The 13,127-nt window shown below is 36.6% G+C and carries 11 protein-coding genes; 5 read left to right on the top strand and 6 right to left on the bottom strand.

Features of this window, described 5'->3' with window-relative positions; all coding sequences use genetic code 11:
- Positions 1-4: 4 nt before the first annotated feature.
- The 3 genes from MZO21_RS11045 to MZO21_RS11035 form a co-directional block, all read right to left on the bottom strand.
- The gene (locus tag MZO21_RS11045) at positions 5-1,846 is read right to left on the bottom strand and encodes a monovalent cation:proton antiporter-2 (CPA2) family protein (protein ID WP_154772036.1); all 1,842 of its coding nucleotides are present in this window, start codon (positions 1,844-1,846) and stop codon (positions 5-7) included.
- A 38-nt stretch (positions 1,847-1,884) separates the two neighbouring features.
- Positions 1,885-4,107 (bottom strand): primosomal protein N', encoded by a 2,223-nt coding sequence (locus MZO21_RS11040; protein ID WP_248101905.1) that lies wholly within the window; start codon positions 4,105-4,107, stop codon positions 1,885-1,887.
- Between the two features lie 231 nt (positions 4,108-4,338).
- Positions 4,339-4,548 (bottom strand): cold-shock protein, encoded by a 210-nt coding sequence (locus tag MZO21_RS11035; RefSeq protein WP_154772038.1) that lies wholly within the window; start codon positions 4,546-4,548, stop codon positions 4,339-4,341.
- Between the two features lie 605 nt (positions 4,549-5,153).
- Here MZO21_RS11035 and MZO21_RS11030 point away from each other — a divergent pair.
- The gene (locus tag MZO21_RS11030) at positions 5,154-5,489 is read left to right on the top strand and encodes a hypothetical protein (protein ID WP_154772039.1); all 336 of its coding nucleotides are present in this window, start codon (positions 5,154-5,156) and stop codon (positions 5,487-5,489) included.
- Between the two features lie 66 nt (positions 5,490-5,555).
- Here the strand turns inward: MZO21_RS11030 and lnt are convergent, their stop codons facing one another.
- Together lnt and MZO21_RS11020 are read right to left on the bottom strand one after the other, a co-directional pair.
- Entirely contained in the window at positions 5,556-7,115 is a 1,560-nt protein-coding gene (gene lnt, locus MZO21_RS11025) for an apolipoprotein N-acyltransferase (RefSeq protein ID WP_248101901.1), read from the bottom strand.
- Complete coding sequence (locus tag MZO21_RS11020) at positions 7,112-7,951, bottom strand: HlyC/CorC family transporter (protein WP_154772041.1); 840 nt, start codon at positions 7,949-7,951, stop codon at positions 7,112-7,114. The genes lnt and MZO21_RS11020 overlap by 4 nt, the downstream gene beginning before the upstream one ends.
- Before the next feature lie 195 nt (positions 7,952-8,146).
- Between MZO21_RS11020 and tusA the strand changes: the two genes are divergently transcribed.
- Positions 8,147-8,404, top strand: a complete 258-nt coding sequence (tusA, locus tag MZO21_RS11015) for a sulfurtransferase TusA (protein ID WP_154772042.1) — start codon at positions 8,147-8,149, stop codon at positions 8,402-8,404.
- A gap of 142 nt (positions 8,405-8,546) precedes the next feature.
- Here the strand turns inward: tusA and MZO21_RS11010 are convergent, their stop codons facing one another.
- Entirely contained in the window at positions 8,547-10,259 is a 1,713-nt protein-coding gene (locus tag MZO21_RS11010) for an electron transfer flavoprotein-ubiquinone oxidoreductase (protein ID WP_154772043.1), read from the bottom strand.
- A gap of 183 nt (positions 10,260-10,442) precedes the next feature.
- Between MZO21_RS11010 and MZO21_RS11005 the strand changes: the two genes are divergently transcribed.
- The 3 genes from MZO21_RS11005 (at position 10,443) to MZO21_RS10995 (ending at position 13,067) form a co-directional block, all read left to right on the top strand.
- Complete coding sequence (locus tag MZO21_RS11005) at positions 10,443-11,054, top strand: DUF1285 domain-containing protein (RefSeq protein ID WP_154772044.1); 612 nt, start codon at positions 10,443-10,445, stop codon at positions 11,052-11,054.
- Positions 11,055-11,100: 46 nt separating this feature from the next.
- Entirely contained in the window at positions 11,101-11,964 is an 864-nt protein-coding gene (murI, locus tag MZO21_RS11000; RefSeq protein ID WP_154772045.1) for a glutamate racemase, read from the top strand.
- 74 nt (positions 11,965-12,038) lie between these two features.
- Positions 12,039-13,067 carry a DUF4062 domain-containing protein gene (locus MZO21_RS10995; protein WP_154772046.1) on the top strand — a complete coding sequence of 343 codons (1,029 nt, stop codon included), beginning with the start codon at positions 12,039-12,041 and terminating at the stop codon, positions 13,065-13,067.
- Positions 13,068-13,127 lie beyond the last annotated feature (60 nt).

Raw genomic sequence — 13,127 nt, 5'->3', positions numbered from 1 at the left:
CAAGTCATTTAGATTCATCATGAGTAACATCAATTCGATGCGCTTCTAATCCACGTTTTAAGTCGACACCTGTTGTGGTTTCTCGTGTAAGCGCATCATTTTCAAATAAATGCTCAAGTTCTGCTAAGGCATTACGATGTGATTCATAAATTTTTTCTTCATCTGTATAGACACGTTGTTGTTGTGCCAAAGATTTTTCATCGTAATCTCGGAATAATTCAATACTTTTATAAGCATCGTTTTCGCTAATTCCTAAATCACAAAGTACGCGATACGCCATGCCTAATGAAGATAAGTAAGTTTCACGCCAAATATGTTCAATTCCTAAATCTCTTAATAAATGAACATGATGACGATCACGCGCACGAACCAAGAGTTTTAAATCTGGATAATTTAGGCGAATATGACGTGCGATATTCATTGAATCTTCAATATCATCAATTGCTAAAACAAAAACTTTAGCATGCTCAATCCCTGAAGAACGTAAGATGTCAGGTTGAGTTGCATCGCCATAATAAACTTTACCGCCATATTTTCTAACGAAATCTACTTTTTCTAAACTAATATCAATTGCGGTAAAAGGTAAATGTTGTAAGTGCGCAACACGTGCAATAATTTGTCCAAAACGACCAAAACCCGCAATAATCATCGGTATGTTTGTGTTGGGAATTTCATCATAAACAGGCGTTATTTTTTTATCGAATAGCGGAATAATAAAACGGTTAATCAGCCAATATAAAATTGGAGTTAAAACCATAGATAAAGTCACAATAAGTGTGAGCGGTTGAATCATGGCCTGGCTAAGTACTTGTTCACTTTGCGCAACGTTAAATATAACAAATGCGAACTCACCACCTTGGGCTAAGCAAGCTGCAAGTAATAAGCTATTACGCCATGAATATTTGAAATAGCGTGCAATTGCAGTTAATGAAATTATTTTTATGATGAGTAAGGCAATTGTTCCACCAATAATTAGCCATGGCATATCGACTAATAAAGACAGTTGTGTGGTCATGCCTACAGTCATAAAGAATAAGCCAAGTAATAAGCCTTTAAATGGGGCAATACTTGCTTCTAATTCGTGACGGAATTCTGAGTCTGCTAAAAGAACACCTGTTAAGAATGCACCAAGCGTGGTGCTAATACCTAAAACATCCATTAAAGAGACAACAGCTAAAACAATAAATAGTCCGACTGCTGTTATAAGTTCATGTGCGCCACTTTTTGCAACAAAGCGGAAAAATGGGCGCATTAAATAGCGACTAAATAAAAATAAACCTGTAAATGTTGCGATAATTGCAGCGAAATAAGCGACACCATGATGTACAGAATTATTGCCTGCAAGTAGTGGAATAATTGCAATTAGAGGAATGGCAGCAATATCTTGAAAGAGCAAAATAGAAAAAGATTGCTGACCGTGTGTTGTATTTAATTCTTGTTTTTCATTGAGTAGTTGCAGAGCAAAGGCAGTAGATGAAAGAGCCAATGCAAAACCAATAACAATGCTTGCAGATAAATTTTGGTTTAATGCGAATAATGTTACTGCTGCTAGAATAATGCCTGTAATAGCAACTTGAGCACTACCGATTACAAAAATAGATTTACGAAGTTCCCATAAGCGTTGTGGTCGTAGCTCTAAACCAATAATGAACATCAATAAGATGACGCCAAACTCTGCAAGCTTTTGAATAGATTCAGGGTCATTTGCAATATTGAAAACACTTGGTCCTAGCACAACACCTGTAAATAAATAGCCGAGTACTGTTGCAATACCAAAGCGCTTGAGCAAAGGTACAAAAACTAAAGATGCTCCAAGAAAAATGGTAATTTGCAACAATAATGACATGCGCTGTCCTAAAAAAGCTTAAGTGGTTTGATGCTAACTTAGCTGAGTTCTTGAGGGTCTATATCTAAGCTTAGTTTCATGCCAGATGGCTTTTGTTGCAACATGTTTTGCCACCATTGGCGAATATAAAAATGTAATCTGGCTCTATCTGTCGATAACAAAACCATATGTGCTTGAAAGCGGCCCGCTTTTCTTTCCATTGGAGCAGGAATTGGGCCCCAAATATCAATTAGGTTTTCTGAGTTATCACGTAGTAATTGAGCGTGCTGTTTGAGGAAGTCTTGATTAATATCTTGGCTTTTTGATTCACAGCGAATAAGTGCTGAGTAACGAGCAGGAGGGAGTAAAGCCATTTTTCGTTCAGCTAAAGTTTGCTGTGCAAATTGGCGGTAATCTTCCTTAACTAAAGTATTTAATAAAGGATGATCTGGACGTAATGTTTGTAAATAAACATCACCTTTACGTTCTCCACGACCCGCACGACCTGCAACCTGAACAATCAGTTGTGCTGTACGTTCAGGTGCACGGAAATCTACACTTAATAAGCCTGAATCTATATCTAAAATGGCAACCAAAGTGACATAAGGGAAGTGGTGTCCTTTTGCGAGCATTTGTGTGCCCAATAAAATGACAGGTTCACTGGTTTGAATGCGATCATAAATTTTCTGCCAACTTCCAACACGACTTGTAGAGTCGCGATCTACTCGAATCACGTCAAAGTCAGGGAATAATTCATTTAAGTGATCTTCAACTTTTGCTGTTCCCATGCCAATAGGTTTTAATTCTGTGTGATTACATTGCGGACATTGGTCGGGTTTTCTATGAATTGTTCCACAATGATGACAGTGTAAATGTAGATAAGGCTTATTGTGTAAAGTGAAATTAGCATCGCAATTTGGGCATTTAGCTTGCCAAGCACAACTATCGCAAATAAGCACGGGTGCATAACCACGACGATTTAGAAAAATTAAAACTTGTTCTTTTTTTTCTAATCTTTTTTGTATTTCTTGAATTAAAGCTTGGCTAATACCATGCTGTTTTTGAGCGATTTTTAAATCGAGCACATGAATTTTAGGCATGATAGCCGAACCTGCACGTTGGTTCAGCTCTAACTTTTTCATTTTGCCTTGATCAACCAAAGCATAACTATCAATACTTGGTGTTGCTGAGCCTAATATAATAGGGCAACTTTCTAAATGGGCACGGTATAAAGCGACATCACGTGCGTGGTAGCGGAAACCTTCTTGTTGTTTAAATGAAAGATCATGTTCTTCATCTAAAATAATTAAGCCTAAATTAGGAAGCGGGGTGTAAATTGCAGAACGCGTTCCCAAAATAATAGATGCTTTTCCTGCTTGAGCATGTTGCCATGCTTGTAAGCGTTTGGTGTCATTTAAGCCAGAATGTAGTAGGGCAATATTGCAATGAAAGCGAGATTGGAAACGGCTAACAGTTTGTGGTGTGAGTCCAATTTCAGGTACAAGGACTAAAACTTGTTGCCCTTTTTTTAATACTTCCTGCATGATTTGCAAATAAACTTCAGTTTTACCACTGCCTGTTAATCCATCGAGTAAAAAAGCTTGATATTTATTTTGATATTTTAAAACAGTATCTATCGCATTTTTTTGATCAGGATTTGCTGTTAATGGCATTTGAGCCATACTTACAGGTACAGGAGATAAATCTTGTTTCTCTAAAATACATTCGCAAATTTGTTTTTTTTCTAATGCTTTTAAAGTACTTGTTTCAATTCCTGCTAAGTTTAGAACACTCTCAGTTGTTCCAACAGGATGAAGTTTTAAAATTTTATAAGCTTCTTGCTGCTTCTCGGAGCGTTTAAGTTTACTCTCAGCATCTAAATCTAATAAATTCCAGACTCTTGCAAGAATATCGGCAGGCTTACCTTGGCGAAGTAAAGTTGGTAATGCGGCTTGCATTACTTCACCAATTGGAAATTGATAATACTGTGCAGACCAAGTGAGTAGCTTTAAAACATTTGTATCTAAGATTGCACGATCATCTAATAATTCTGTAATTGCTTTGAGTTTAAAAGCAGGATCAATAGGTGCATCTAATGGAAGTTTTTCCATCACAATACCAACTAAGTTTTGACGCCCGAATGAAACTAAAACACGCGCTCCAACTTCAACTTGTTGATACTGTTCAGGACTGAGCATGTAGTCAAAACAATCGTATAAATAAACAGGGACAGCAACGCGAATACGATGAGTGCCTGAACTGTTTGAATAGACATTTTGCATAATGCTAAGTGAAGTCCTTTTATTTGAATGTGATATCAAATTTCTATACGTGAAAATTGAAGTGCTCAGTAAGGAATATGAATGATTTTAGTCGTTGAATGCAACTACGCAAAGAAAAATTATAGTTTTGGTTGTTGTGACAGGGAGTGAGCTATATATATTTAAGTTGTCATTGTAAAAAGTACAGACGAAAAAAAAGCACTATAAAGTGCTTTTTTTATTCATTGCTAATTAAAGAGCAACGATGTTTACAGCGTTCGGGCCTTTTTGACCTTGAGCGATGCTGAAAGAAACCTTTTGGCCTTCAGCTAAAGTTTTGAAACCTGAACCAGTGATTTCGCTGAAATGAGCAAAAACGTCTGGACCTGATTCTTGTTGAATGAAACCGAAACCTTTAGTTTCGTTGAACCATTTTACTGTACCAGTAACTGTGTTAGACATGATATATCCTACATAAATTTGATGACTGTAGCCATTTTAAGGTGGCTGATAATAACTTTGAAAAATACAGAAAGTTTAATATCTGAAAAAACGAAGGATTATGACTAAAACTGCGATACTTAAAGAAGGTTACTAAACAAGAATTTTTCTAGTTGAGGTAATCATATATGAAATAGAAAAATTATCAAGACCTATATATGAAAAAAATGTGTGCTCTTGTATGTCGATATTTTAAGTGCCAAATAACGTGATTTTTTACTATTAGTGATACTGCAGATTGTGAAAAACTTTGAATTAGAGATGAGTGTTCTTATTTATTTAAATGGGAATAATTCTATATTCAGTTTTTATGGGATATATCATTTTTCTTTATTGGATAATTCAATTTAATGGTAAATGATAATAAATATCAGTATTTATTTATAATATAAGTGATTGTTTGTTATTGATTAAATATAATAAGTTGTTTTTGAAATTTATAATAAGAATTATTCCCATATGTATTGATTACAATAATCGGAAAATGTGAAGAAATATAGACTTTCTATTTATTTAAAACCTTGCATAATGTCTACATGGTAACCAATTTGCTGAAGGAGGATGGTATGAAAGCATTAATTTTGTCAGATGAAATCAATCTATTTCATTGGTCTGTGCTGAAATCTGTTCTTTTAATTTTAAGCATACTTCCATTGAGCCAAGGTATTTTACATGTTTGGCAATCTACAGAAGGTAGTAGTCAAATTATGGTTGGCTTTTTTGCATTAAGCTTACTAAGTTCATTGTTTATTTTGAGCTTTTGGTCTGCACTGCAAGCAACAGTATTAAAATTAAAACAACAAGAAATAACAGCGTTTGAACAACGAATGATTGGTTTATATAGTTATGTACCTATGATTTCACTTGCAGCGATGATGTCTTATTTAGTTGCTCATATTTAAATCTATTTCAATAAAAAAAAACCGAGACATGATCTCGGTTTTTTTATTTTCTAAATAAATTTTTCCTTAACGTCTAGATTTAAACGACACATCAATTTTACGTGGGCGGAATTTTAAGCCCAATAAAAGTAGAAGTGCAGAGAAGATCAGCACAGGCCAGTCGCTTAAACGTGTGTAAAGCGTTTCACCTTGCATTGCAGGTAAATCACCACGTAATACGATTGCTTCATCCATTGGCGCACGTTTAACAATTTGTCCCTGTTCATTAATAAAGGCAGTTACGCCTGTATTCGTTGCACGTATGAACCAACGACCATTTTCTTTGGCACGCATTTGTACCATTTGTAAATGTTGTTGAGGTCCAGCTGTTCCTGTAAACCAAGCATCATTTGATACAGTAATTAAGAAATCGCTGTTTTGTGCGTTACGACGGGTTAAATTTGGATAAGCAACTTCATAGCAAATTGCAGCACCTAATTTGTGGTTTTTAATAGAAAGTGCGTGTTGATTGTTATCTCCACGAGAAAAACCAGCCATTGAAGGGTCATTTTGCATTGCAGGTAAAACCCAAGCCAATAAGCCTGATAATGGAATATATTCACCAAAAGGAACTAAGCGTTGCTTTTTATACAGTCCTTCAGCTTCGTGCCCAGACGCCATAATACTGTTGTAGTACATGAGGCGGTTTTCTTGCTGAGATGTTTTAGGATCTATATAAATAATGCCTGTGACCCAAGCTGAATTCATATTTTTTGCTTGGTAAGCCATAGAATTCAAGAAAGGTTGAATTTCAGTTTGTGGCATTGGAATGGAAGATTCTGGCCAAACAATTAGGTCACGACCCCATTCTTTTGAAGTTAAATCTGTATAAATTTCTAAAGTTTTAACTTGGTATTCTGCTAACCATTTTCGGTCTTGTGGAATATTTCCTTGAACCAATGAAACAGATAACGGCATTTCATTTTTTGATGTGACAAATTGAATGAAAGATGCTGCAAATGCACCGATCAGCAATATTGCAGAAGGAATAATCCAAAATACACGTTTTTGAATAATTTCAACTAAAGCACACGCCAAAATAATGACAACAAATGAAACGCCAAAAATACCAAATAGCGGTGCGTAATTATCTAAGAAGCGTTCTGTGAATGCATAACCTGCAAAAAGCCAAGGGAAGCCTGTAAACACCCAAGTTTTCGCCCATTCAAAAAACACCCAAAGTGGTGCAAATGTTAATGGTGTTTCTGGGAAAAAGCGTCTATATACCCAAGTTTGAACTGCGGTAAATAGTCCCATCGTAATTGCCATGAGAGCAATGAGAAGTACGCTTAAAGCAGAGTTGGTATCGCCATAAACATGAATGGAGGTATAAAGCCAAAATACGCCAACAAACCATAAGCCAAAACCATAAGCCCAACCAATTAAAGCAGCATGCTTTGGACTGCGGTTGCGTAAGGTCGCATAAAGTAGGGCAGGCGATAAAATAGCAAGCCACCAATAATGGTAAGGTGCTAGGGCAAAACTAAAAACTCCCCCTGCTAATAATGAAATGAGCAAAGGGTAAATTAAAGGCAATTGTTCTTGTTGTTCAGATGGTTTTAACAACTTATTAAAAGATGTCCTCATTTACGTTTGGCTCTTATGAGGTGAATGGTACGTGAATCTGCTTCTAGAATTGTAAATTCCCAGTTATCAATTTCAACAACTTGACCTTCTAAGTCGCTTACTAAACCAATTTCTTGTAGTAATAAGCCACCAACAGTTTCAACTTCATCATCTGAGAACTCAGAACTTAAAACATCGTTAAAATGTTCAATTGGTGTGAGTGCCTGAACAATCCACGTATTTGCTGTTTTAGGATCTTCATCTGGAATGATGTACTGTGCTTCTTCATCAATTTTGTCGTGTTCATCTTCAATTTCACCGACAATTTCTTCTAGAATATCTTCAAGTGTGACTAAGCCAGACGTTGTGCCGTATTCATCAATCACAATTGCAATATGCGTTTGTGTGTTTTTAAGCATACGTAGAACTTGGTCTGAACGCGCACTTTCAGGAACAAATAGCGGTTGACGCATTAATGCGCGAATATCCACTTTTGTATTTGGTTCTGTTAGAAATGGCAGAAGATCTTTTGCCAATAAAATACCCACAACATTGTCGGGTTGGTCAGAAGAGAATACAGGAAAACGTGAATGTGCCGATTCTACAAGCACATGTAAAATATCAAGTAACTCATCATCTTCTTGTAAGCTAATCATAGAAGTACGCGGAGTCATAACTTCGCGAATTTTTGTTGCAGGAAGGTCTAAAACACCTTCAAGCATTGCAACGGTGTCTGGTTCTAAAAACCGACGTGAATCTTGTACTAATTTTAGTAGCTCATCGCGAGTTTCTGGTGCCGTACCTAACCATTTGCGTAAGCCACGCATTCCCCACGATGGGCTTGATTCGTCGTGCATGATCTTTCCTGAAGACTCTTAAAATATCAAAAATGTAATTTTATCATACTGAAGAAAATATTGATGTCTACCTATTAAATAGTTGTATATCCATAATTTTTGTGTAGCGCTTTTCAATTACGCAACAGTTTGTGTTACATAGAGAATTCGCGCTTTATGCTAGAATATAAACAGTCTAAATTTTTGAGTTTTATGATGTCTGATTCATTTATTGAACCCAGTATTCAATTAAATACACGTGGTTTACGTTGTCCTGAACCTGTCATGATGTTGCATCAAGCCATTCGTAAGTCTAAATCTGGCGATGTGGTTGAAGTTTTTGCTACAGATAATTCTACCTCTTGGGATATTCCAAAATTCTGTATGCATTTAGGACATGAATTATTACTTCAAGAAGAAAAATTAGATGAAGATGGTAATAAAGAATTCCATTATTTAGTAAAAAAAGGCTAAAGCTTTTTAAGCTATAAAAAATCCCTGCACTTGGCAGGGATTTTTTATTATATGATTTGATCCAAATTACATATTTGGATATGAGAAGCACTGCTTCGCAAGATGAGGTAGGTAAAACATAGTTTTATCTGCCGCAAGGACATTACATGTTAGGGTAGTTAGGACCACCGCCACCCTCAGGTGTTACCCAAGTAATGTTTTGAGATGGGTCTTTAATGTCACAAGTTTTACAGTGAACACAGTTTGCTGCATTAATTTGGAAACGCTTAGAACCGTCGTTTTCTTCCATAATTTCATAAACACCAGCAGGGCAATAGCGTTGAGCAGGCTCATCCCATTTTGGTAAGTTTACATTTACAGGAATAGACGCATCTGTCAGTTTCAAGTGAGCAGGCTGATTTTCTTCATGCACAGTGTTTGATACAAATACTGAAGATAAACGGTCAAATGTAAGTTTGCCATCTGGCTTAGGATAGTTTGGCTTGAAGTTAGCAGCATCAACAGTTTTTAAAGCACTAAAGTCAGGAATTAAATCGTGAACTGTAAATGGTACTTTAAATACGTTTTGGTCGATGAAGTTAAATGCCCCACCAATCCATTGACCAAATTTGTGCATTGCAGGGCCAAAGTTACGAGCGCTGTAAAGCTCTTCTTTTAACCAGCTGTTGTTGAATTTTTCTGTGTAAGCCGTTAATTCTTTCGCAAAGAAATCTTCGCCTTCAGTTACACGAGCAACAGCTAGATCACCGCCTTTTTCAACGCCAGCAGCAATTGCTTCAAATACTGCTTCGCCACATAACATGCCAGATTTCATAGCCGTATGTGAGCCTTTAATTTTGGCAAAGTTTAGGAAACCTGCATCATCACCAATTAAAGAACCGCCTGGGAATGTGAATTTAGGTAGTGAGTTAAATCCACCTTTAACAACAGCACGTGCGCCATAAGAAATACGTTTACCGCCTTCAAGGTATTGCTTAATTAGCGGATGTGTTTTCCAACGTTGCATTTCCATAAATGGATACATGTGTGGGTTGGTGTATGAAAGGTCAACAATCATACCTAAAGTCACTTGGTTGTTTTCTGCGTGGTATAACCACCAACCGCCAGAAGAACCTGTTTCGCTTAAAGGCCAACCTGCGCCATGCATAACTGTACCTGCTTTATGTTTAGCAGGATCAATTTCCCAAAGCTCTTTAATACCAATACCGTAATGTTGTGGATCGGCATCTTTGTCTAGGTCGTATTTTGCGATAAGACGTTTGCCTAAATGACCACGACAGCCTTCTGCAAAAATAGTGTATTTCGCATGCAGTTCATAACCTGGTGCAAAGTTATGCGTAGGTTCGCCATCTTTGCCAATACCCATATCACCCGTTTGAATACCTTTCACAGTACCATCTTCGTGATAAAGAATTTCTGAAGCAGCAAAACCAGGGAAAATAGAAACTTCTAATTCTTCTGCTTTTGTACCTAACCAACGGACAACGTTACCTAATGAAATAACATAGTTGCCTTCATTGTGCATGGTTTTTGGAACCATCCAATGTGGTGCTTCTTGTGCCTTTTCATCTGACATTAAGAAGTAAGTTTTATCTTCTGTAACAGGTACGTTAAGCGGAGCACCTTCTTCTTTCCAGTTCGGGAACAATTCATTTATTGCACGCGGTTCTAACACAGCACCAGAAAGAATATGCGCACCAACTTCGGAGCCTTTTTCTACGACACAAACGGAAAGATCATTTAGGTTGTTTTCAATTGCAAGTTGACGAATTTTAATCGCTGCAGAAAGACCAGCTGGTCCTGCGCCTACGATTACTACGTCAAACTCCATCGATTCACGTTCGATGTGTTCCATGTCGGACTCCTCATTAGTAGCGAAGGTGGCATCCGTAATTTTTCAATTCGGTGCTGCCATGAGTATCTGTACCCAGACACAATATATATCGTGTCTTTTGTAATGTGCGCTAGTATAGTTTTAATCCGTGATCTAGCCAATTGGCTGAATCATATTATTTTTCCGTCTGTAGGGCATTCATTTATGGTTAATCAAAATAATTTACCAAATCCGACGAAAAAACTAGCGATTTCTGATAATAAGAATTTAATGGGCATTGCACAATACTTAAAAGATGGACAGTACGGTCATAAAAAATCTATTCCACCTTTAGACCAATGGCACCCAAAGCATTGTGGCACAATGAATTTACAGATAAAAGCGAATGGCGAATGGTGGCACGAAGGTCAATTGATTAAAAGACAGCCACTCATTGAACTGTTTTCTACAGTGCTTTGGAAAGAAGATGGAAAATTCTATTTAAAAACACCTGTCGAGCAAATAGAAATTGAAGTTGAAGATGAGCCTTTGTTTGTAAATCAGGTCGATTTAGTTGAAATAGAACATAAAACGTATATTCAGCTTCAAACCACAACGCAAGACATCATTATTGTAGATGAAGACCATCCTATTTTTATGCGTGAATATGAAGGTGAGTTACGTCCTTATGTGCATGTGCGCTTTGGTATAAATGCATTAATTCAAAGATCTTCCTTTTTTCATTTGGTTGAAATGGGTGAGTTAAAAGAAAATGAGCAGGGTGATGCATTTTTATTATTAAAAAGTGGTGATTTACACTTGCAATTAGGAACCTGAGGTTTAAGCTTTAATCATCTTATTTCGCACTTTTGAATGTAAAGATATGTCCGCTATTCAACCTATTAGTCCTTTAAATGAACCGATGCATAAGGCGCAAGCTAATGCACCTATCGGAATTTTTGATTCGGGCGTAGGGGGCTTATCTATTGCAATAGAAATTGCACGACATTTACCAAATGAACATATTGTTTATTATGCAGATACGGCAAATGTTCCTTATGGCCCACGAGATGATCAAAATATTCGTGAGCTGACAGCGCATGCAATTGAATGGTTATATCGTAAAGGTTGTAAAGTTGCGGTAGTGGCTTGCAATACAGCATCTGCATTTAGCTTAGATTATTTGCGCGAACATTATGGCGAAAACTTTCCTATTATAGGTTTGGTGCCTGCGCTTAAACCTGCTGTGCTTCAAACAACAACAAAAACGGTTGCTGTGCTCGCAACACCTGCAACTTTTCGTGGAAATTTAATTAAAGACGTTGTTCAGCGTTTTGCTATTCCTGCCAATGTTACCGTTCTTCCAATTACTTGTTTAGATTTAGTGCCTTTTGTTGAAGCAGGTGAACAAATGAGCGAGGCATGTTTAACGACATTACAAAAAATATTACAACCTGCTGTAGACCAGCAAGTAGATTATTTGGTTTTAGGTTGTACGCATTACCCATTTTTAAAGCCAGCTATTCAACATATATTTGCAGAAAAATTAAAATTAATTGATTCTGGGCAAGCTGTAGCACGACAAACATCCCGCATTTTAATAAAAAATGAGTTACTATTTGAACAGGGACTTCATTCAGATTTACGTATTTCTTGTTATGTAAGTGGAAATAATGCGGATACATTAACACCCGTATTGCAGCATCTTATTCCGAGTGATTTAACTTGGGAAATAAAAAATATTTAAAATTCATATTTTTAGACGTATTATTCTTAAAGTTAAATGAATTTAAAAATATATAATGTATTAAGGGAAACCCAATGCTAGATAAGCGTTATCAGGTTTTTATCTCTACGTCTGGAAGCGAAATGCAACCAGAGCGAATTGTTGTGTCTCAAACTTTAGTGGGCATGGGTTTTTTCTCTTGGGGTTTAGAGCAACGGACACCTTTAAGTACCACTTTTGCACGCCGTCAAATTGATGATTGTGATTATGTCGTGGTGATTTTAGGTAGCCAATACGGAGAGCAATCTGTATCTGGTGTAGGGTATATGCATCTTGAATATATTTATGCAGTGACCAAGCAAAAACCAATTATTGCTTTTATACATGAAGATCCAGATTCACGTGATGAATCATTGCATGATGAAAAGCCTGAATTGCGTGAAAAATTTAAAGAGTTCCGCAAAATTATTATGCAAGAAGTTGACCAAATTTTTACATATCGAACTATGCGAGATTTAGAGCTTGCTGTACGTTTAAATATGTCTCAGATTTTAGAAAGATATCCTGTTTTGGGATGGGTTCGTCCACAAAATACACAGGCATTGCATGATGAAATTGAAGCGCTTAAGGCTAAAATTGTGCAATTGGAAACAAGTGCAGGAACACGAGAAGCCGATCCATTTTTAAATGTTCAAAAAGTTTCAATGCATGAAGACTTTGCTTTTGAATATAGAATGCATGCTTATCAAGATGGTAATTTTAAAGAATTAAATGCAATGCGCCGTATGAAGTGGGCACAATTACTCAGTGTTTTAGGTTCAGCATTTATTAATCCTACACCTGAAGATTTTTTTTCTAAGTGTATGAATGAATATTTAAATGAAACTGGACTTTCAGACGCACAAGAGGAAATGCCTCGAGTACATGCAATTGCCCGTGCGCAAATTAATGTTCGTGCTTTACATGCTATTAAAATGCAAATGCGTGAAAATGACTGGATTGTGCCATCAGGTCGAGATGATCGTCAGCGGATGCTTTGGAAAGTTACGCCAAAAGCAAAGCGTCTTCTAGAAAGTAATTTATTAGATAATGATCGGACTTTACAATTTAGATCTCAGAATTAATCAATATCAAGAATACCTAGAAAGCTGTTAAAGTAAGCCTGTTCAATCTTAATGAGAAGA

It is taken from the genome of Acinetobacter portensis (assembly GCF_023158935.1).
GTDB classification, from domain to species: Bacteria; Pseudomonadota; Gammaproteobacteria; order Pseudomonadales; family Moraxellaceae; genus Acinetobacter; species Acinetobacter faecalis.
The sequence above is the reverse complement of the archived record's forward strand: the minus strand, read 5'-3'. Positions and strand labels throughout refer to the sequence as shown.

Bases quoted from the DNA above. Each gene is read 5' to 3' on its own strand.
- MZO21_RS11035 (WP_154772038.1), bottom strand. From the start codon at position 4,548: ATGTCTAACACAGTTACTGGTACAGTAAAATGGTTCAACGAAACTAAA.
- tusA (WP_154772042.1), top strand. From the start codon at position 8,147: ATGTCTGATTCATTTATTGAACCCAGTATTCAATTAAATACACGTGGT.
- lnt (WP_248101901.1), bottom strand. From the start codon at position 7,115: ATGAGGACATCTTTTAATAAGTTGTTAAAACCATCTGAACAACAAGAA.
- murI (WP_154772045.1), top strand. From the start codon at position 11,101: ATGTCCGCTATTCAACCTATTAGTCCTTTAAATGAACCGATGCATAAG.
- MZO21_RS11010 (WP_154772043.1), bottom strand. From the start codon at position 10,259: ATGGAACACATCGAACGTGAATCGATGGAGTTTGACGTAGTAATCGTA.
- MZO21_RS11020 (WP_154772041.1), bottom strand. From the start codon at position 7,951: ATGCACGACGAATCAAGCCCATCGTGGGGAATGCGTGGCTTACGCAAA.
- MZO21_RS10995 (WP_154772046.1), top strand. From the start codon at position 12,039: ATGCTAGATAAGCGTTATCAGGTTTTTATCTCTACGTCTGGAAGCGAA.
- MZO21_RS11045 (WP_154772036.1), bottom strand. From the start codon at position 1,846: ATGTCATTATTGTTGCAAATTACCATTTTTCTTGGAGCATCTTTAGTT.
- MZO21_RS11040 (WP_248101905.1), bottom strand. From the start codon at position 4,107: ATGCAAAATGTCTATTCAAACAGTTCAGGCACTCATCGTATTCGCGTT.
- MZO21_RS11030 (WP_154772039.1), top strand. From the start codon at position 5,154: ATGAAAGCATTAATTTTGTCAGATGAAATCAATCTATTTCATTGGTCT.
- MZO21_RS11005 (WP_154772044.1), top strand. From the start codon at position 10,443: ATGGTTAATCAAAATAATTTACCAAATCCGACGAAAAAACTAGCGATT.